General features: G+C 62.2%; 21 protein-coding genes and 1 other RNA gene. 9 read left to right on the top strand and 13 right to left on the bottom strand.

Annotation, left to right across the window (positions count from 1 at the left end; all coding sequences use genetic code 11):
* Positions 1-28: 28 nt before the first annotated feature.
* The 3 genes from C1T17_RS21230 to C1T17_RS07215 form a co-directional block, all read right to left on the bottom strand.
* Positions 29-541, bottom strand: a complete 513-nt coding sequence (locus C1T17_RS21230; RefSeq protein ID WP_189338536.1) for a hypothetical protein — start codon at positions 539-541, stop codon at positions 29-31.
* Positions 542-575: 34 nt separating this feature from the next.
* The gene (locus tag C1T17_RS07220) at positions 576-1,055 is read right to left on the bottom strand and encodes a polysaccharide biosynthesis/export family protein (protein WP_104952864.1); all 480 of its coding nucleotides are present in this window, start codon (positions 1,053-1,055) and stop codon (positions 576-578) included.
* Positions 1,056-2,253: 1,198 nt separating this feature from the next.
* On the bottom strand, positions 2,254-3,501 hold the full coding sequence (locus C1T17_RS07215) for a threonine ammonia-lyase (protein WP_104952863.1): 1,248 nt from the start codon (positions 3,499-3,501) through the stop codon (positions 2,254-2,256).
* A gap of 107 nt (positions 3,502-3,608) precedes the next feature.
* Between C1T17_RS07215 and C1T17_RS07210 the strand changes: the two genes are divergently transcribed.
* From C1T17_RS07210 to C1T17_RS07200, 3 genes are read left to right on the top strand one after another with little or no spacing between them, the layout of a single operon-like run.
* The gene (locus C1T17_RS07210; RefSeq protein WP_104952862.1) at positions 3,609-4,478 is read left to right on the top strand and encodes an NAD(P)-dependent oxidoreductase; all 870 of its coding nucleotides are present in this window, start codon (positions 3,609-3,611) and stop codon (positions 4,476-4,478) included.
* Entirely contained in the window at positions 4,475-6,133 is a 1,659-nt protein-coding gene (locus tag C1T17_RS07205; RefSeq protein ID WP_189338535.1) for an amidohydrolase, read from the top strand. Before C1T17_RS07210 ends, C1T17_RS07205 begins: the two co-directional genes overlap by 4 nt.
* Positions 6,130-6,957 carry a class I mannose-6-phosphate isomerase gene (locus C1T17_RS07200; protein WP_104952861.1) on the top strand — a complete coding sequence of 276 codons (828 nt, stop codon included), beginning with the start codon at positions 6,130-6,132 and terminating at the stop codon, positions 6,955-6,957. Before C1T17_RS07205 ends, C1T17_RS07200 begins: the two co-directional genes overlap by 4 nt.
* Positions 6,958-7,041: 84 nt before the next feature.
* Here C1T17_RS07200 and C1T17_RS07195 read toward each other — a convergent pair whose 3' ends face one another.
* From C1T17_RS07195 to mscL, 4 genes are all read right to left on the bottom strand, one after another.
* Positions 7,042-7,428: a tetratricopeptide repeat protein gene (locus C1T17_RS07195; protein WP_104952860.1), complete on the bottom strand. Its 387-nt coding sequence runs from the start codon at positions 7,426-7,428 to the stop codon at positions 7,042-7,044.
* Positions 7,429-7,771: 343 nt separating this feature from the next.
* Positions 7,772-8,121: a transfer-messenger RNA gene (ssrA, locus tag C1T17_RS07185) on the bottom strand.
* A 138-nt stretch (positions 8,122-8,259) separates the two neighbouring features.
* A complete protein-coding gene (locus tag C1T17_RS07180; protein WP_104952858.1) occupies positions 8,260-8,541 on the bottom strand; it encodes a hypothetical protein in 282 nt (93 codons plus the stop codon).
* 147 nt (positions 8,542-8,688) lie between these two features.
* Complete coding sequence (mscL, locus tag C1T17_RS07175) at positions 8,689-9,138, bottom strand: large conductance mechanosensitive channel protein MscL (protein WP_104952857.1); 450 nt, start codon at positions 9,136-9,138, stop codon at positions 8,689-8,691.
* Positions 9,139-9,309: 171 nt separating this feature from the next.
* On the opposite strand from mscL, the gene C1T17_RS07170 reads away from it, so the two are divergent.
* From C1T17_RS07170 to C1T17_RS07155, 4 genes are read left to right on the top strand one after another with little or no spacing between them, the layout of a single operon-like run.
* The gene (locus tag C1T17_RS07170; RefSeq protein ID WP_104955061.1) at positions 9,310-9,870 is read left to right on the top strand and encodes a LemA family protein; all 561 of its coding nucleotides are present in this window, start codon (positions 9,310-9,312) and stop codon (positions 9,868-9,870) included.
* 4 nt (positions 9,871-9,874) lie between these two features.
* A complete protein-coding gene (locus C1T17_RS07165; RefSeq protein ID WP_104952856.1) occupies positions 9,875-10,678 on the top strand; it encodes a TPM domain-containing protein in 804 nt (267 codons plus the stop codon).
* Complete coding sequence (locus tag C1T17_RS07160; protein ID WP_104952855.1) at positions 10,678-11,361, top strand: TPM domain-containing protein; 684 nt, start codon at positions 10,678-10,680, stop codon at positions 11,359-11,361. The genes C1T17_RS07165 and C1T17_RS07160 overlap by 1 nt, the downstream gene beginning before the upstream one ends.
* A complete protein-coding gene (locus tag C1T17_RS07155; RefSeq protein ID WP_104952854.1) occupies positions 11,358-11,885 on the top strand; it encodes an NUDIX hydrolase in 528 nt (175 codons plus the stop codon). The genes C1T17_RS07160 and C1T17_RS07155 overlap by 4 nt, the downstream gene beginning before the upstream one ends.
* A gap of 2 nt (positions 11,886-11,887) precedes the next feature.
* Here C1T17_RS07155 and C1T17_RS07150 read toward each other — a convergent pair whose 3' ends face one another.
* The 3 genes from C1T17_RS07150 to C1T17_RS07140 are packed head-to-tail and all read right to left on the bottom strand — an operon-like array spanning position 11,888 to position 15,734.
* Positions 11,888-12,166, bottom strand: a complete 279-nt coding sequence (locus tag C1T17_RS07150; protein WP_104952853.1) for an ETC complex I subunit — start codon at positions 12,164-12,166, stop codon at positions 11,888-11,890.
* A gap of 55 nt (positions 12,167-12,221) precedes the next feature.
* Positions 12,222-14,669 (bottom strand): ATP-dependent helicase HrpB, encoded by a 2,448-nt coding sequence (gene hrpB / locus C1T17_RS07145; protein WP_104952852.1) that lies wholly within the window; start codon positions 14,667-14,669, stop codon positions 12,222-12,224.
* A gap of 39 nt (positions 14,670-14,708) precedes the next feature.
* Positions 14,709-15,734 carry a polyprenyl synthetase family protein gene (locus C1T17_RS07140; RefSeq protein ID WP_104952851.1) on the bottom strand — a complete coding sequence of 342 codons (1,026 nt, stop codon included), beginning with the start codon at positions 15,732-15,734 and terminating at the stop codon, positions 14,709-14,711.
* Positions 15,735-15,856: 122 nt separating this feature from the next.
* Between C1T17_RS07140 and C1T17_RS07135 the strand changes: the two genes are divergently transcribed.
* Positions 15,857-16,135, top strand: a complete 279-nt coding sequence (locus C1T17_RS07135) for a chorismate mutase (RefSeq protein WP_104952850.1) — start codon at positions 15,857-15,859, stop codon at positions 16,133-16,135.
* A complete protein-coding gene (locus C1T17_RS07130) occupies positions 16,132-17,061 on the top strand; it encodes a DMT family transporter (protein WP_223262846.1) in 930 nt (309 codons plus the stop codon). Before C1T17_RS07135 ends, C1T17_RS07130 begins: the two co-directional genes overlap by 4 nt.
* Here C1T17_RS07130 and C1T17_RS07125 read toward each other — a convergent pair.
* The 3 genes from C1T17_RS07125 to C1T17_RS07115 form a co-directional block, all read right to left on the bottom strand.
* Positions 17,033-18,340: a sensor histidine kinase gene (locus tag C1T17_RS07125; protein WP_104955060.1), complete on the bottom strand. Its 1,308-nt coding sequence runs from the start codon at positions 18,338-18,340 to the stop codon at positions 17,033-17,035. The genes C1T17_RS07130 and C1T17_RS07125 overlap by 29 nt on opposite strands.
* A gap of 86 nt (positions 18,341-18,426) precedes the next feature.
* Entirely contained in the window at positions 18,427-19,092 is a 666-nt protein-coding gene (locus C1T17_RS07120) for a response regulator transcription factor (protein ID WP_104952849.1), read from the bottom strand.
* Between the two features lie 37 nt (positions 19,093-19,129).
* A complete protein-coding gene (locus C1T17_RS07115; protein WP_411269218.1) occupies positions 19,130-19,447 on the bottom strand; it encodes a hypothetical protein in 318 nt (105 codons plus the stop codon).
* Positions 19,448-19,505 lie beyond the last annotated feature (58 nt).

Below are 19,505 nucleotides of genomic sequence, written 5' to 3'. Positions count from 1 at the left end.
CGGATCGCGACGCTGCGTCGTCAGGACATCAGCTCCCATAGTTCGCGCCCCCACCGCCGACGCTGATCGCAGGCGCCGAGAAGCCACTGCCGCCCAGGCCATCGCCACCGCCTCCGGGGATTGCCGCCGTACCGCGACGGAACTTGCGGCGCAGCGCGAGCCGGACATTGGCGATGGCTTCCTTGATCGTCGGCGTCATGCCGGGACCTGCCTCGACCACATCAAGCGCCGCCTCCATCGCCTCCAGCGAATACTCGCCCTGGCTGAGTACGAAGAGGATGGCCGCTTCGGTATCTTCGACCGATGCGGTCGGTGCGAGTTGCGACAAGTCGGACTGGATGGCCGCAGCGATCTTCGCGACCTGCTGAGGGTCCTGCGCCGGAACCGCTGCTTGCGTTTCGGGTTGCGCATCCACCACGGCGTAGCTCGCGCCCGCTGCCGCCAACAAAGCGAGAAGCGGCGCGGCATAGCCAAGCGTCCGCCGTTGCGGCAGCGCCCAATTTGCACCGTTTACGGTCAAGCCATCCCTTTGCGTTGTCATCCCTGCCCCCTTATTTCTCATTGCCTCCCGAAGATCAGAAGTAGCGTTCCCCGACTCTGATCGTGTCGCCTGGCCGCACAATGAGATCAGGCGTCAGCCGGTAGGTTTCCTCCGTGGTCGCGCCCGAACGGCGGATGTAGACGACCTTGCGGCTGGCGCGCGGCGTGAAGCCCTGCGCCGTAGCCACGGCGTTCAGGACCGTCAGGCCGCTCGCATAGGGATACTGGCCAGGCGCAGACACTTCGCCGAGAATGAAGAACGGCCTGTACGCGGTCACTTCGATGCTGACCTTCGGTTCGCGAAGATAACCGTCCGCGAGGCGCGTCTGCACAAGCGAGGCGACTTCAGCAGGCGATTTGCCGACAGCCTGAACGTCGCCGAGCAGTGGCAGCGAAAGAGCGCCATCTGCACTGACCGAAAACTCGCCAGACAGCGTCGGTTCGTTGAAGACCGTCATGCGGATCTTGTCGCCCGCGCCGAGTTTATAATCCTCGATCTTGGCCGTTTGCGACATGTACCGCTCGCCGGTTTCTATGACCGGGGCAGCTGATGTGGCACATGCATGTAGAAATATGCCTGCCAGCAGGCAAAGAAGAAATCTTAATTTCACGTGCGAAACCCCAACCACGAACAGATATATGGGATTCAGACTAGTAGGATTTCGCGTATGCAGCAAGAGCAGTAACCAATTACGCAATACCGTACCATTGCGGGATCGTCATATTCCTAAATCTATACTAATGCTCTCTGTACGTATATTTGCGTAATTAGCTTTTTTGCAATTGAACGCTAATACGACATTAGGAATCGGCGCTAATGCTGAGACGCCTGTGTGTCATCTTCCACCACAAGTGTGTTAAGTCGCAAATGCATTCCCATTCCCTTATCGATCAAATCTGACACGCAAACCTGAATGCAGGATTTCCGACGACAACAGGTGGATGAAGCCCAATGGGGCGGATGGCGGAGACGTCGCCCGATATTACCGTAAAGCGCGCTTTTGCAGAGGCGAACGGAGATTTTTTTACGTGAACAATACGGGTCGCCACTGCCAGATGATGCAGGGCTGCATCTACCTTCTGCATAATATGGTTAACAAATACGTGCGGCCAATGGAGCTATCGCTGCGGCGAGAGGAGAATTCTGTGTTTAACTTCCATCCTCTGCTTGAATGGATTGAATATCGTTAGTCGTCGGGCGTCATTTATTGGCTTCTTCATAGAAACTATACTGACTTCCTCGCAAGGAAGATCATTGACGAGCTTATAAACACCGCTCTCTTTCTAATAGATAGCCAAGTTATTGCGTAATGCATCATCACCATCTTCTATGTTGCGCCGCAGTATAAAGCCATGTTCAATTGCGAAGACACAATTTCGATATTGTCACTTGCGGAAAAATACCTACATAGAAAGACAAGAACATAAGAATTCGGGGGAAGATGTGCCGCAGGATGCAATGTTGCTCCGCACGGCCAACTGGTGGGTCAGGTCATGAATTACAGTTCTCAAAACGAAATGAGCGTATGTTCCGGAGCGGGGGCGCCCCAGGATGCATTTGTCGAAAGTCTTATATCGTCGGTCTCGCGGGTCTCAGGCATAGTGGTGCTGGTTGCCGGGTTTATCGGCATCGCCACGGTTATTCTGCTTTAGAGAGTCGGGCTTCGACGCGTTGAGACATACAGCGGCTGCATCGAAGGGATGAAGCCGGCGCTATGCCAGCTCCACCGGTGAGACTTCATAGCCCGCGTCGGCAATTGCCTTAATCAAGCCCTGTAGGTGCGCGTCATCGCGGGTCTCGCATTCGATATCGGTGATGAGGCCCTTTGCCGGCAGGCTGGTGAACACTCGCTGGTGATAGATTTCGATGATGTTGACCTTTTGCTCATCGAAGATACGAGCGATCTGAAACAGTGCGCCGGGCCGATCCTGAAGGCGGATGCGTAGCCGTGCCAAGCGGCCCGAGCGGGCAAGGTCGCGTAACAGGACGTTGGCAAGCAACCGTGTGTCAATGTTGCCGCCGCATAACACCAGACCGACAGTGCGGCCCGCGAACATCTCCTTGTGCGAGAGTACTGCGGCAAGGCCCGCGGCGCCTGCACCCTCGACGACGGTTTTCTCTATCTGAAGCAGCAGGCTGACCGCCTGCTCCAGCGATCGCTCATTTACCAGAACGATGTCGTCGGCCAATCGCTCCACGAACAAACGCGTGAGGAGGCCCGGCTGCTTGACGGCAATGCCTTCCGCCAGCGTATCCCCGTCGCACGCGAGATCCTCACCCTTCATCAGGTCGTACATCGACGGATAGAGTTCCGCCTGCACGCCGATCAGGCGCATGTCAGGCTTCATCGCGCGGGCGGCTGTGCCCATTCCTGAGAACAAGCCCCCGCCGCCGATCGGGATCACCAGCGTGTCGATGTCCGGGGCATCCTCCAGCATTTCGAGGGCTATCGTACCCTGCCCCGCGATGATGTCCGGTTCATCGAAGGGGTGGACGAAAGTCAGGCCCCGCTCTTTCTCCAGCGTGCGGGCATGGGCGTAGGCATCGTCGAACTTCTCGCCGTGGAGAACGACCGTCGCGCCGTGGCCCTGTGTCTGCATCACCTTCACCGTTGGCGTGGTCGTCGGCATCACGATCGTGACCGGAACCCCGAGACGCGCACCGTGATAGGCAAGGCCCTGAGCGTGGTTGCCTGCGGACGCGGCGATAACGCCCTTGGCCCGCGCGGCATCGTCCAGCAGCGATAGGCGATTGAGCGCGCCGCGTTCCTTATACGCCGCCGTGAACTGAAGGTTCTCAAACTTGAGGTAGACCTTCGCACCAACCATATCGGAGAGCGTGCGGCTAATCAGCGTCGGGGTGCGCACGATCGCGCCGGAAATCCGGGCGCGTGCGGCCAATATGTCATCCACGGTTACGGGCAGCGGCAGCGCGCCCTCGATCTTTGTCAGCGTGTTCATGACCGCCGCCCCTACTCCATCGTGGACCAAGAAGAAACTGGCTCTTGGCCAAAACTCGCCCTATGCGGGGCAAACCCTTGTTGCGGACTCACTTCTAAGCAGGTGCAATGGCGAATATAGCATTTATCGGCCTTGGCGTTATGGGTGGTCCGATTGCCGGGCATCTGGCCAAGGCGGGACATCAGGTCAGCGTCTACAACCGGTCGATCGGCAAGGCGAAGGCTTGGTCCGAAGCCTATGGCGGAACGGTAGCGGTAAGCCCCATGCAAGCCGCCGAAGGCGCAGAGGTGGTGATAAGCTGCGTCGGCGCCGATGACGATTTGGCGGCGGTGACGCTGGGACGCGACGGCGCGTTTCGGGCGATGGGCAAGGGAGCGCTGTTCATCGACCACACCACGGTGTCGGCGAAGATCGCGCGGCAGTTGTTCGTAGAGGGCGAAAGCCGCGGCATCCATTGCGTCGACGCGCCGGTCTCCGGCGGACAGGCGGGCGCGGAAAATGGGAAGCTTTCGATCATGTGCGGGGGAACTGAACCGGCCGTCGAGGCGGCGCGGATCGTGATGCAATGCTATGCCGCACGGATCGTGCATGTCGGCGTGGCGGGTGCGGGCCAGACGACGAAGATGGTGAACCAGATCTGCATTGCCGGCGTCCTACAGGGATTATCAGAAGCACTCCGGTTTGCGCAGGCGTCGGACCTCGACCTCGACAAGGTGTTTGAGGCGATCTCGGGCGGCGCGGCGCAAAGCTGGCAGATGGAAAACCGCTGGAAGACGATGGCGCAGGACAGCTTCGATTTCGGCTTCGCGGTAGACTGGATGCGCAAGGATCTGGGGCTGGCGCTGGAGGAAGCGCGGTCGAACGGCGCGACGTTGCCAATGGCGGCGCAGGTCGATCAATTCTATGCCGATATTCAGGCGATGGGCGGCAATCGGCAGGATACCAGCGCGCTTGTGCGGCGGATCACGCGCATATGAGGCGTTTCGTTCTGGCGAGTGCGTTGCTGGCCTCCGCCCTCTCCTCTCCGCTCCTTGCCTCATCGCTGATCGATAACGTCAATGGCGTGGCGCTGGACGACAAGGGCAAGCTTGTGTCGTTCGACGCACTGGTGATCGGCGACGATGGCAAGGTCGAGAAGCTACTGAAAGGCAAGGACAAGCGGCCCGAAAGGCCGACGTTCAAGCTGGACGGTAAGGGACGCACTTTGCTTCCCGGAATGATTGATGGGCATGGACATGTGATGGGCCTTGGCCTGTCGCTGCTGACGCTTGATCTGTCGGACACGCGATCGCTGGCCGAGGTGCAGGCGAAGATCACGGCCTATGCGCGGGAAAATGCCGGGCGCAAGTGGATCATCGGGACCGGCTGGAACCAGGAACTCTGGGGGCTTGGCCGTTTTCCCACGGCGACGGAACTGGATGCGGCGGTGAGCGACATTCCGGTCTGGTTGGAGCGTGTCGATGGCCATGCGGGCTGGGCAAACAGCGCGGCGATGAAAGCGGCGGGCATTACGGTCGCCACCAAAGTGCCAGCGGGCGGGCGCTTCGAAATGGTGGGCGGCAAGCCGTCGGGCGTGTTCGTGGATGCGGCCCAGGCGCTGATCGAGCGCGTGGTGCCGCCACCCGCTCCCAAGGACCGCGATCTGGCTTTTGCAAAGGCGCAGGCCAGGCTGCTCTCCTATGGCATTACGGCGATTGCCGACATGGGCACCAGCATGGACGATTGGCAGACATTCCGCCGGTCGGGAGATCGCGGCGCATTGCGCGTGCGGATAATGGCCTATGCGTCGGGGATCGAGAACATGATCGCGATCGCCGGGCCGGAGCCTACGCCATGGCTGTATGACGACCGGCTGCGGCTGGGCGGCGTGAAGCTGTATCTCGATGGCGCGCTGGGATCGCGCGGGGCGTGGCTGAAGGCCGACTATAGCGACGCTCCGGGCCAGCGCGGGCTGCCGCTGACGGGATCGACGCAGTTGCGCAACCAGATGAGCCGCGCCGCCATGGATAATTTCCAGATCGCGGTGCATGCGATCGGCGATCAGGCCAATGCCGAAATCCTCGATGCGATCGACGAGATCGCGGACACCTACAAGGGTGATCGGCGCTGGCGGGTGGAACATGCGCAGATCGTCGATCCGGTGGACCTGCCGCGGTTCGCGCAGCATGGCACGATCGCCTCGATGCAGCCGGTGCATGAGGCGTCCGACTGGCGGATGGCGACCGCGCGCATGGGCGAGGCGCGGCTAAAGGGCGCTTATGCCTGGCGCACGATGCTGGACAACAAGGTGCCGCTGGCGTTCGGATCGGACGTGCCGGTGGAGTCAGCCAATCCCTTCCCCGGCATCGCGGTCGCGATTACGCGGGAGGACGCTAAGGGCGAACCGTTCGGCGGATGGATGCCGCAGCAGCGCATCCGGCTTGAGGAAGCACTGGCGGCATTTACGCAGGGTGCGGCCTATGCGGGGTTCGCCGAAAAACGCTTCGGCACGTTAACGCCGGGTCAACAGGCCGACTTTATATTGGTCGACAGGGATATAACGCTCGCTCGCCCTGCCGATATCCGCGAAACGCAGGTGATCGAGACATGGGTGGGCGGCAAGCGCGCCTATGTGAAAGGAACCGAGCAATGACGTCCACGCCGCGAACCGGGGCCGTGCGCCTGACGCAGAAGGCGGTCGAGAAGCCATGGGGCCGCTATGATTTGCCCGAGAGCTTTCCCAATCCGGACAAACAGAAGATCGGCGAAATCTGGTTCGATGGGCCGGAGGGGCGTCATCCGCCGCTGCTGGTCAAGTATATCTTCACCAGCGAGAAATTGTCGGTGCAGGTGCACCCGAATGATTCCGAGGCGGCGGATCGGGGGTTGACGGGCGGCAAGTCCGAATGCTGGTACGTTCTTGACGCTGAACCCGACGCCCGATTGGGCATCGGCATGACGCAGGTGCTGGACGGCGACGCCCTGCGGGCAGCGGCGCTGGATGGGTCCATCGAGCAATTGATGGACTGGAAGAAAGTCCAGCCGGGCAGCTTCTATTATATTCCGGCCGGAACAGTGCACGCGATCGGCGCGGGCGTGACACTGGTCGAGGTTCAGCAGAACAATGACGTGACCTATCGCCTGTTCGATTACGGGCGACCGCGCGAACTGCATCTGGATGACGGCGTCGCGGTCAGCAAGGCCAAGCCTTTTCCCGATGGTGATCGCACCCTGCCGCTTGGCACGCACGATCGCGTAGTGGACGGCAGCTACGCGCCGTTCACGATGGACATGGTGTCGTGGAAGGCAGGCGAGCGGCCTACCCTTCCTGCACATAAGCCGTGCTGGTTCGTGCCGATCACCGGAGCGGGCACGATTGACGGGCAGGATTGGTCCGCCAAGGAGTGCTGGCTGATCGACGGTGACGTGGACTTTGCGGTGAGCAGCGACACGGCGGGCCTCCTCGCCTTTCAGTGACGCACGCCTTCCCAAACTGAATCCGGCGGCAGGCGCATATCGCGCGCTGCCGCCGGATCAGACGCCCCTTCCCTGAAAAATGAATCAGCGCAGCGCGTAAGTAGTCCGCGGCAAGCGACTGAGCGCCTCTTTGGCAATTATATGCGAGGACGCCACTGATCCGTCCGCCAGCAGCAGATCGACCGGCATCGACTTCAGGGCTTTGCGATACGCTCGATCCGCGTCATAGGTCCGCCCCATACCTGCATAGGCATTGCCCAGATTGATGAGGCGAGCAGGATCACGCTTGGTTGTTCCCTCCAGGCTGTTCAACTTCGCGGCAGCAGCGCTGTAATCGCCACTGAGGATCGCAGAGACGCCAAGGGAACCGGGAGCGTATCCAATTTCAGACTGAGTGCCTGCCGATGCCGCGCCGGACATCGCCACCGACAATAGCGCCGCGCCGATCATCACGAAAGACCGTCTCACCATCGCACCCTCCAAAATGAAAAACTTCTTACTATAGCGAGGAGTATTTCACTTTTATGACGGATCAGCAATATGGATGATCGTCCTACGGATAAATTTTATCACAACCTTTTCAATTATTTATCTGCCATGTTCTGCATTTGCGAAGAAACGAGGCATTGTGTCATCACACTGTCACAAATGCAAATCGCTAGGAGCGCTGAAGTGATTCGCGAAGGATACATCCGATCAGAAGCAAGGTTGCTCACAGCAGATCAGCAACGTGTGTCATGGACGCACATCGTGATGGAAACGGAGATGTAGGATAAGGTCCGGGAGATTCTGTTGCCCGGCTCTCCCGGAAGCCGCTGTAACCCTTCTGTTGCCCGGTGGGTCCAACCGCGTTCTTTTAGAGTAATCTCAGCCGTGAGGCCTTAATTACGCTGCGAGAGCGAGTGCTTCGTTATCGTTGGCACTTATGGGTTTTGAACAGTTTCACGGCTTACTCGGGCCGGGCAAAAATACCGTCTTTGAACACACGTCGATCCTGGTTCGGCCCCGTCAGGTATCCCCATAGCTGAAAGCATCGGGACATTTGGTGGAGCCGGCGGGTACTGCCCCCGCGTCCGCTGCGTCTATTACACGGCACAATTTATCGCCATAGTCGGGCGAACCCGACAGGTCATATATAGGCGCTATCGCCTGAATGAAAAGTGACTATGGGCGAAAATATGCGCCGAAGCATCGCGGCGTGAACTCTTCTCTACATGCAAAAGGGAGCCTCGCGGTGCTGCGAGGCTCCCTTCTTGCCCGGGTCTGCGGAGGCTCCAGGCGCTCCGTCGAACCCAAAGGCGATTACATCTTGTTCTCAGCCTTCGCTTCGGCCTTGTCAGCCGCTACGTCGCCAGCCTCACGGGTCGCGTCTGCCTTTTCTTCCAGGGCATCGCTCACGTTTTCAGCCGCTTCAGCAGCGTTGCCGGTCATGTTGTCAGCCTTGTCTTCCATCTTGTCCGCCTGGTTTTCCAAAGCGTCGGCCTGGTTGTCATAGGCGTTCTCGACCTTGTTTTCCTGTTTGGAATCACAAGCACCGAGCGTGATAAGGCTCGCGAGACCAATCACTTTGACAAAGGTTTTCACGGGTAATTCTCCTGTTGAGCCCCCCTGGGGCAGACATGGCGCATTTGGGCAATCGCGCTTGATGTGCGTCAATTATCCAAGTGGGCGTAACCTGTGTCTGTCGCTAAGGTTCCACGTCTCGTCGCATCCGTAACTTTTGCGCGCATTTTAAGGCTGCGGATTCCGCTTCAGCGAGTCCCTGATTTCGCGCAGAAGCACGACTTCTTCCGGCGTCGGCGCAGCGTCCTCCTGAGCCTTCTGATGCGCGCGCAGCAGCCGGTTAATGCCCTTCATCAGCAGGAAAATGATGAAGGCGAGGATCAGGAAGTTGACCACGACAGTCAGGAATGCGCCCCATCCGAGCATTGCGACGCCAGCCGCCTTGAGATCCGCATAGCTTTCCGGCGACCCTTTAAACCCGGCGGGGATCGGGCCAAGGCGAATGAAGAAGCGCGTGAAATCCACGCCGCCGAACAGCCAGCCGACCACGGGCATGATGAGATCTTCGGTGACGGACTTGGTGATCGTAGCAAATGCGCCGCCGATGATGACACCGATTGCAAGGTCCAGCACATTGCCCCGCGCCACGAACGCCTTGAATTCCGAAATAATGCTCATCGCCAATCTCCCGTATTTGCCGCGTCTTGAATGGAAGATGACGAAGCGCGTCGTCGTTGTCCAGTTGCGCTCCGTCGCTGCACGCCTTACGTCTGCGCAACCAGTTCCGTGGGGAGAGTTTCGATGTTGCCTAAGACGATCCACCGCCTTGCCCCTGCCCTGTTTGCCGCAATGGCGGCGCTGACACTTGCGTCCTGTGGCATAAACAGTGTGCCGACCGCCGAAGAAGAGGCCAAGGCGAAGTGGGCCGACGTTCAGGCGCAATATCAGCGGCGCTCGAACCTGATCGGCAACCTTGTTGCCACAGTGAAGGGTGCGGCGAAGCAGGAGCAGGACACGCTGGTTCGCGTCACCGAAGCGCGTGCGAAGGCAACGTCGGTGCAGGTTAGTGCTGAGGACTTGTCCGATCCGGCCAAGGTGGCGCAGTTCCAGGCGGCGCAAGGTGCGCTCAGCCAATCGCTTGGGCGGTTGCTTGCCACCACTGAGGCCTATCCGGAGCTTAAGTCCAACCAGAACTTCCTGGAATTGCAGTCGCAGCTTGAGGGGACGGAGAACCGCATCGCCGTGTCGATCCGCGACTATAACGGGGCGGTGCAGGCGTATAATACGCGCATTCGGACCTTCCCCGATGCGATCGGCGCGAAGCTGATCCATGGCGCGAAGCCGATGACGCCCTTCCAGGCGACAACGCCGGGGGCCGAAAACGCACCCAAGGTCGACTTCGGCGCCTGATACCGTGCCGTTTCGCCATGTCCTGCGCCTGTGCCTGCTGTGGGCGCTCCTAGCGCTCGCGCCGAATGCGTGGGCGCAGGAATTTCCCAAGCTGACGGGCCGAGTCGTCGATGCGGCAAACATCCTCGATCCGGCGCGCGAGCAGGCGCTGACGGCAAAGCTCGCCGCGCTGGAACAGCAAAGCGGGCGGCAACTGGTGGTCGCGACGATTCCTAGTTTGCAGGATTATGACATTGCCGACTATGGATACCGGCTGGGGCGTAGCTGGGGCATTGGCGAAAAAGACAAGAATACCGGTGCCTTGCTGATCGTTGCGCCCAATGAGCGGAAGGTGCGGATCGAAGTCGGCTACGGGCTGGAAGGCATATTGACCGACGCGCTGTCCTCGCGGATCATCCGCAACGAGATCGTGCCCCGGTTCAAAGCCAACGATTATCCGGGTGGCATAGAGGCAGGGGCGGGCGCTATTGCGACGCTGCTGACGCTGCCGCCTGACGAGGCACGGGCGCAAGCGGCGGCAGCGGAAAAGGGCGAGCAGCGCAGCGATAGTGGCGGCAATGGCTTCATGGTGATCTTCTGGATCGCGATCCTGCTGTTCTTCGTGCTGCCCACATTGTTCGGGCGACGCGGCGGGCGGCGGCATCGGCGCAGCGGTTTGCCGGTCGTCCTGTGGGGGCCGGGCATTGGCGGCGGCTGGGGCGATGGCGGCGGTTCTGGCTGGGGCGGCGGTGGCGGCTTTGGCGGCGGCGGTGGATTTTCGGGCGGAGGCGGCAGCTTCGGCGGCGGCGGCGCGTCGGGGGACTGGTGATGGTGCAGTTCAAGCGCCTTTCTGAAGCCGACCATGATCTCGTCACCAGCGCTGTCGCCCGCGCCGAGGCGCTGAGCGATGGCGAAATCGTGACGATCGTGGCGCGGCGGTCGGATAATTACCATGACGTGGGGCTGCATTGGGCCGTGGCCGCGATGCTGCTGGCGCTTTCCGTGGTCGCCGCCTTCCCGAATTGGTTCGAGCATGTCGTTCTGACGGTGCTTGGCAGTTGGGAGCATGAGCTGGAGGACTGGAAGTTCCTGACGGCGGTGCTGTGCCTGCTGATCGTCAAGTTCCTGGCCGTGCGATATTTGCTGGCGATCATGCCGCTGCGGATGCTGCTGACTCCGAAGGCTACCAAGGCGCGCCGGGTGCGTCGCCGCGCGATCACGCTGTTCCGGGCAGCCGTCGAGGCGCGCACGCGGGCGAAGACGGGCGTCTTGATCTACCTCTCGCTGGACGAGCATCGCGCCGAGATCGTCGCCGACGCCGCGATCAACGGCAAGGTGTCCGCCGAAGTCTGGGGTGACGCGATGGCCGCGCTGATCGAGGAGGTTCGCGGCGGGCACCCCGGCAACGGCATGGCGCGCGCGGTCGAGATCGTCGGCGGCGTGCTGGCCGAACATTTCCCCCGCAGCGCGGATGACCGCAACGAATTACCGGATCGACTGATAGAATTATGACCACGGATGCGCCGGAAGAAATCATGTGGGAAGGCCGTTTCATTGCGGCGAAACGGCGTGGCAATTGGGAATATGTCGGGCGCGCGCGCGGCATCAAGGCGGCGGTTATCCTGGCCGTTGATGACGGACATGTGCTGCTGGTCGACCAGTATCGCGTGCCGTTAGGGCGGCGCTGTCTGGAGTTGCCGGCGGGCCTTGTGGGGGATGGCGACATTCCTGATGAGGATGCCGCGATCGCCGCCAGCCGCGAGCTGGAAGAGGAGACGGGCTATCGCGCAGGCACGGTCGAAAGCCTCGGCGAGTTCTTCAGTTCGCCCGGCATGGTCTCGGAAAGCTTCACTTTATTCCGCGCCACGGACCTTGAGCGAGTAGGCGTCGGCGGAGGCGTCGAGGATGAGGACATCATCGTTCATCGCGTGCCACTCGCCAATGTTGCCCGTTACGCTGCGGATTTCCGCGCGCAGGGCTATGCGATGGACGTGAAGTTGCTGCTGTTGCTCGGCACCGACTTCCTGCGGGCCTGACTCTACCGGAAGTTGTCGGCGTAGGCCTGTATTTTCAGCGTTTTGGGCGGTGTATTGACGATGCTGTATTCGATGCCTTCACGATCCGCATAGGCCTTGGCCGCGTCCTGCGTCGGGAATTTGAGCGACACCTGTTCGGGCGTGTTGCCCGAGCCAGCCCAGCCGGTCAGCGGATCGGGCTTCTTCGCTTCGGTGGGAACGAATTCCAGCACCCATGTTCCGGTGCGCGCCTTGCCGGACTGCATCGCGTTCTTCGGCATTTGATAGATACGAGCGGGCACGGCGTTCTCCGAAGCATGGGTCGCAAGTGGCTTTGCCCCGGAACGCGGGGGCAGGTCAAGATTTCCCGCGCGCGTCGGCTTTTTTCGTGCGGAGCGTGGCGGCGGCTCCGGCGGGATCGTCGGGCCAGGGATGGCGCGGGTAGCGGCCGCGCATTTCCTTGGCGACGGCGGACCAGCTTCCGGCCCAGAATCCTGGCAAGTCGCGCGTAGTCTGGATCGGACGGCCCGGTGGCGAGGTGAGGCTGAGGATGAGAGGGATACGCGCCTCGCCCACGCAGGGGTGCGTGGCAAGACCGTAGAGCGCCTGCACGCGCAGTTCGACGCGGGGGCCGCCCTCCGCGGTGTAATCAATGGCGTGACGGCTGCCTGCGGGCGATAGGAAATCGGGCGGGGCCAGGCGGTCGATTTGTTGCTTGCCGTCCCAGCCGATGATGTTCTCCAGCGATTGGGAGAGCGCGGAGCGGTCTATGTCGGTGAGGCGCCGCCGTCCGGTGAGCAGCGGCGGTAGCCAATCGTCGAGGCTGGCGAGCAGGGATGCGTCGGACAGCGCTTCGACGCCTGCAAAGACGGCGCGCATATGCAGGGATTGCGCGGCTTCCGACCATGGGAGGAGGTCGAGGCCCCCTGCCCGCACGCCTTCCAGCAGTGCTTTTGCGACAGCTTCGGGATCGGGGCGGTCGTCCGATCCGGAGGTCAGGCGTAGAGCGCCCAAGCGGCGTTCGCGCAATGCTTCTATGCCGCCGGTCTCGGGGCGGAAACGGATGACGCGATGTTCCGCGACGCGGTTGCCGAAAAGTGTCAGCACGTCCGCTTCACTGATAGGCGCGGCGGAGAGAATGCGGGCGCCTGCCGCGCTGCCCTGCACCTCGCCGACCGCCAACCATTCCTCACGCGCAAGGGGACTCAGCGGGTCGAGTTTGAAGCCGCGCCCGCCGACGCTGGCCCACTGCGCGCCATCGGCAGAGCGGCGCTTGGCGAGGCGGTCGGGGAAAGCGAGTGCGAGGCAGAGGCCCACAGCATCTGAGTCGCTGGTGCCCGCATTACCGCCGACCAGCGCCGTCCAGCGTTTCACCAGCTTGCGACCCGATTCGGCGCGTGGGCCGCCCTCGCGCCGCCAGCGTGTCAGGCGTTGAGAGAGGTCCGTGTCAGTGCCGCCGAGGCCGCGCTCACCCAGCAGTAGCGCGATTTCCGCGGCGGTTTGCGCGAGGCCGCGTTCTGCTGCGCGGACGAGCATGTGCGCGATGCGGGGGGCGAGCGGTAAGGCGGCGATTTGGCGACCGTGCGCTGTGATGCGACCGTCCGCGTCGAGCGCTTCGAGCGCTTGCAAACGCGTGCGGGCTTCGTCAATGGCGGCGGCGGGCGGCGAGTCGATCCAGCGCAGCGTCGCGGGATCGCTGACGCCCCATAAGGCACAGTCGAGCAGCAGTGCGGAGAGGTCGCTTTCCAGTATCTCGGGCGGATCGAAGGGCGGCATGCCCGCGGTCGCGGCGGCTTCCCAGAGGCGATAGGCGACCCCCGGCGTCTGGCGGGCGGCGCGCCCTGCTCGCTGTGTCGCGGCGGCCTGGCTGGCTTTTTCGGTGACGAGCCGGGTGACGCCTGCCGCGCGGTCGTAACGCGGGCGGCGCGCGAGGCCGCTGTCGATGACGACGCGCACGCCGTCGATGGTCAGGCTTGTCTCGGCGATGCTGGTGGCGAGGATGACCTTGCGTTCCCCTGCCCCCGCTGGGCGGAGCGCCGCGCGCTGTTGGCTCGGTTCGAGGGAGCCGTGGAGGCGGTGGACGCGAATCGAGGACGGGAGGCTGGCGAGGCGTTCCGCCGTGCGCTCGATCTCCATGACGCCGGGGAGGAAGGCGAGGATGTCGCCCTGCGCTTCGTCGGCAAGAGCGCGCTTTACCGCGGCGGCCATTTCATCCTCGATCCGCTTTTCCGCGATGCGTCCGATATGGCGCAGTTCGAGTGGGAAGATGCGGCCTTCACTCTCGATGACGGCGCAGCCGTCCATCAACGCGGCGAAGCGTGCGCCGTCGAGCGTCGCCGACATTGCGATGAGGCGCAGGTCAGGGCGTAGCGCCGCCTGCGCGTCCAGCGCGAGCGCGAGGCCGAAGTCACTGTCTAGGCTGCGTTCGTGGACTTCATCGAACAGCACGACAGAGACGCCGGACAGTTCCGGGTCATCCTGTATGCGATTGCGGAAAATGCCTTCGGTGAGGACGAGCAGGCGTGTGCGGGCTGACTGGCGACTGTCCATGCGGGTCGCGTAGCCGGCGGTGCTGCCGGGCGCTTCGCCGAGCATTTCGGCGATCCGTTCTGCGGCGGCGCGCGCAGCGAGGCGGCGGGGCGAGAGGAGCAGGATCTGGCCGGTGCACCACGGTTCGGTAAGCAGCGCCGGGGCAACGGCGGTCGTCTTGCCAGCGCCGGGAGGGGCGACCAGCACGGCGTTGCTACCCGCGCGCAACGTGGCGAGCAAATCCGGCAGCACGGCGTATATGGGGAGGTCCGTCATCGATCGATCATCCTCTCCCTCGGGAGAGGCAGCGCCGCATCAATAAGCGCGGGCGATGGCGAATTCCACTGCTTCGGTGAGCGCCGCCTTGGCCTGGCCATTGGTGAATGGGCCAAGGGCGTCGATAGCGCGCTGCCCGTAATGCCGGGCGCGGGCCATAGTGTCGGCGATCGCGCCGGTCTCGCGCAGCAGCGTGGTGGCGTATGTCAGGTCTTCGTCGGAGGTGCGGTGACCCGCGATCGCCGCTTTCCAGAAGTCGCGTTGCTCCTCGTTCCCGCGTGCGTAAGCGAGGATGACGGGGAGCGTGACTTTACCGTCGCGGAAATCGTCGCCCGCGTCCTTGCCCATGGTCGCGCCGTCCGACTCATAGTCGATGGCGTCGTCGACCAACTGGAACGCTATGCCGAGGTTGCGGCCATAGGCGTCGAGTGCCTGTTCCTGCGCTTCGTCACGTTCGGCAACCACGGCGGCAATGCGGCAGGCAGCGGCGAAGAGGGCGGCGGTCTTTGCGCCGATGATGTCGAGATAGTGATTCTCGTCCGTCTCGATCCGGCGTTGCGCGGTGAGCTGGCTGACTTCACCTTCCGCAATGACGGCCGACGCGTTGGCGAGGATCTTCAATACCTTCAGCGATCCGTCTTCCACCATCAATTCGAAGGAGCGGCTGAACAGGAAATCGCCGACCAGCACGCTGGCGCTGTTGCCCCAAATGATGTTGGCGGTACGGCGGCCACGGCGCAGGCCGGACTGATCCACGACATCATCATGCAGCAGCGTGGCGGTGTGAATGAATTCGACGGCAGCGGCGAGCTTATAGTGCCGCGTGCCGGGATATTGCAGCAGTTCGGCGCAGGCCAGCGTCAGCATCGGACGCATTCGCTTGCCACCGCCCGCGATCAGATGCCCGGCGAGTTCGGGGATCAGCGGGATACGCGATTGCATCCGGTCGAGGATCACGCTGTTGACGCTGTTCATGCCGCCTGCGACCAGCGCCATCATCGGGTCGAGCGACGGCGTGCTGTTGCGGCCCAGGCGTACTACATTTCCGGAGGTCGTTGCGGTCATGACAGGGCGTAAGTGGCGATCCGCAATCGATTAGGCAACCGCTAAATGGTGCTAAAGCGGACCTTGCCCTTGCCTTGACGCACCGATGCGGCAAAAAGCGCCTCCAGACGAGGGAGACCGGCATGGACGAAACGCTGCAACGCTATCGCGAAAGTATCGACAATATCGACGCCGCGCTGGTGTTCATGCTGGCCGAGCGTTTCAAGGTGACGCAGGCCGTGGGCGAGCACAAGGCGTTGAACAAGCTCCCTCCTGCCGATCCGGGGCGCGAGGAGCGGCAGATTGCGCGGCTGCGGCAATTGGCTGGCGACGCCAATCTGGACCCTGACTTCACCGAGAAGTTCCTGCGGTTCATCATCGACGAAGTGATCCGCCACCATGAGCGCGCGCGAGACCAGTGAACGGGGCGGCAGCGCTGGGCGCTAAGCTGTGGCAGCGGCCCTATCTTTTGCTGAGTCTGACGATCTTGTTCTGGGCCGGGAACAGCGTCATCGGTCGGGCTGTCCGCGAAAGCGTGCCGCCAATGGCATTGGCGTCCTTTCGCTGGGTTGGCGCCAGCTTCATCCTCCTGCCATTTGCCTGGACACACGTTCGCGCTGACCTGCCCCTGCTGCGTACCAGGTGGAAGATCGTGCTCATTCTTGGCTTGCTGGGCGTGGCGGCATTTAACACATTGCTATATCTCGGCGTGCATTACACAACGGCAAGCAACGCTTTGCTCATCCAGGCTGCGATACCGCCCATCATCCTGCTGATGGCATGGCTCGGCCAAGGCGAGCGAACCTCCCTGCCCCGACTGGCGGCCACCCTTCTTTCCATGCTGGGGGTTTTGGTCGTCATCGCCCGAGGCAGCTTCGACACATTGATGCATATGACGCTTAATCGCGGCGACATATTGGTGCTGATCGCAGCGTTGTCCTGGGCCGCTTATACGATTTTGCTACCGAAGCGGCCGGAGGTTCATCCGCTGACGTTCCTGGCGGTCACGTTCCTGATCGGCGCGGTCTGCGTCGTGCCGCTGGCGATCTGGGAATTCCTACGCGGCGCGCGCATCCTGTGGACGCCGGGTTCGATAGGCGCGCTGCTCTATGTCGCCACGTTCCCTTCGCTCCTCGCCTATGTGTTCTATGTGCGCGGGGTTTCGCTGGTTGGAAGTGCCGTTGCGGGGCAGTTCATCAATGCGATGCCATTGGTGGGCGCATTGATGGCGGTACTATTATTGGGAGAGACGCTGGCGGGTTATCATCTCGTCGGAATGGCGATGATCCTTGGCGGGATCATCTGGTTCGCGCAGGCGCCTAACCCGCCGCGGGAAGCCGCAGCCTGACGAGGGTACCGCCCAGGTCTTCACTCTCTTCAAGCGTGACAGTGCCGCCGTATATTTCCGCCACGTCCCGCACGATAGCAAGGCCGAGCCCCGTCCCCGGCTTCCCCGAATCGAGCCGCACGCCCCGATCGAATATGCGTTCGCGGTCGGCCTCGGCAATGCCGCGCCCGTCGTCTTCTATCGCTATGTCGACCATGTCGAGCGCGCGGGACACGGTCGCGAACACGCTGCCACCGCCATATTTCGCGGCATTTTCGATCAGGTTGCCGAGCAGTTCGTCGAGATCCTGACGCTCCACCCGAACCGCGACGGTCTTGTCGCCGTCCATGTCGATGCGGACATAGGGGTAAAGCCGGGCGACGGCGCGCTCGACGGCTTGCAGGCTGCCCCAGACTTCGGCGCGGCTTTGTGCGGAACCGCGACGGCCGACGGCGCGGGCGCGGGCAAGGTGGTGATCGACTTGCCGTCGCATCGTCGTGGCTTCGCGGATGACTGTGTCGCCAAGGTCCGGCGCATTGGCCGTCGCGGCGTTCATGATCACGGTGAGCGGCGTCTTGAGCGCATGGGCGAGATTGCCGGCGTGAGTGCGCGCTTCCTCCGCCTGTCGTTCGTTGTGCGCCAACAGGGCGTTCAGCTCCTCGACCATCGGCCGCAATTCGCTCGGCATCGGCGCAGTGACGCGACTCTTTTCACCAGCGCGCATGGCAATGATCTCCAGCCGCACGCGACGAAGAGGGAGCAGTCCGTAGATCGTCTGGAGCGCAACCATGACGATCAGCCCCAGCCCGAGCATGGCGAAGCTTTTGAGCAGCGTCGATCGCAACGCCTCTATCTGGCTATCGAGACCTGACCGGGCCTGTGCGACCATGAACATCCATGCCGTCTTGGAGCCGGGCAGGACCACGCGGCGCTCCATGACGCGCAAGTCCTCGCCGGGGAACTGCTTGCTGTCGTAGACATGAAAGTCGCGGTCCTCATGCGTCGTGTCGACCTTCAGCGCGCGATCCCATAACGAGCGCGAGCGCCAGTCTTCGCGACCGGGCGCGCTGATCTGGTAGTAAAGGCCGCTGTTCGGTTCGAGGAAGCGCTGATCGGCGAGCGGGCGATTGAAGAACACTTCGCCATCGGGCCCAAGTTCGGCCGACGCGATCATCGCGGTCAGCACGTAGTTCATGCCGTCGTCGAAATTGCGCGTCACTGCGTCCGCCAGCACGCGGTCGAGCGCAATGCCCCCGCCCAGCAGCAGCACGACGATCCACAGCGACGCAATGCCGATGATGCGCCGGCTGAGGGAGCCGGTCGATCCTTTACGCTTACGAGGCTCTGCGGAGTCCGCCAAGCTGGATATGCTGGCCAGTACGGCGCTCAGCCGACTGGCTCATCCAGGCTGTAACCAAGCCCACGGATCGTCGTAATGACGTCCGCACCGAGCTTCTTGCGGATGCGCGTGACGAACACTTCGATGGTGTTGGAGTCGCGGTCGAAATCCTGATCGTAGATATGCTCGATCAGTTCGGTGCGGCTGACGACCTTGCCCTTGTGGTGGATCAGATAGGACAGGAGCTTATATTCCTGCGCCGTGAGCTTCACCGGCTCGCCGTTCAGCGTGACCTTGCCAGAGCGTGTATCGAGGCGGACGTCGCCCGCGATAAGTTCGCTCGACGCATTGCCCGATGCGCGGCGGATCAACGCGCGCAGGCGGGCGATCAGTTCCTCGCTCTGGAAGGGTTTGGCAAGATAGTCGTCGGCACCGGCGTCGAGGCCCGCGACCTTGTCCGACCAGCTATCGCGGGCGGTGAGGACGAGAACAGGGAACGTCTTGCCATCCTTGCGCCAGCGATCAAGGACAGTCAGTCCGTCGATTTCGGGCAGGCCAAGGTCAAGCACGACCGCGTCATAGGCTTCGGTAGAGCCCAGGAAATGGCCATCTTCGCCATCGGTCGCTAAGTCGACAGCATAGCCTGCGCCTTCCAGCGTATTCTTGAGTTGCTGGCCGAGGCTTGGCTCATCCTCTACGATCAACAGACGCATAAGGCCCCTTTCCTTTTATAATTGCAGGCGCGGGCGGTTATCGCGCCCAGCCGATGATTTCGCCGGTCCGGCCGTCCACGTCCACCCAAACCACCTTGCCCTCCTTCACATATTTCAGGCGGTAACGGTTGGACGAGGGATTGAACTCCGACCCGAGATAAGTCGCGTCGTCCATTTCCGATTCCACCCGGCGCTTGATGATCGAGAACGGCATCACCTGCCCTTCCAGCATTGCGCGGCGGGCAGCGTCCTGTTCGTCGCGCCGGCCCATCGCCTGCGCATGCGATACGTCGACGCCCGTCAAGGCAACGGCGAGGAGCGCGAAGAAAAACAGGGGCTTGGACGTCATCGGCATGGTTCATGGCATAGTGGGCCAGCATTGAACAGGTGGTGAATGGGGGATGCGGGCCGAT

The sequence above is a fragment of the Sphingobium sp. SCG-1 genome, assembly GCF_002953135.1.
GTDB lineage: Bacteria > Pseudomonadota > Alphaproteobacteria > Sphingomonadales > Sphingomonadaceae > Sphingobium.
Note: the sequence above shows the minus strand (reverse complement) of the source record. Positions and strands in the feature narration are given on the sequence as shown.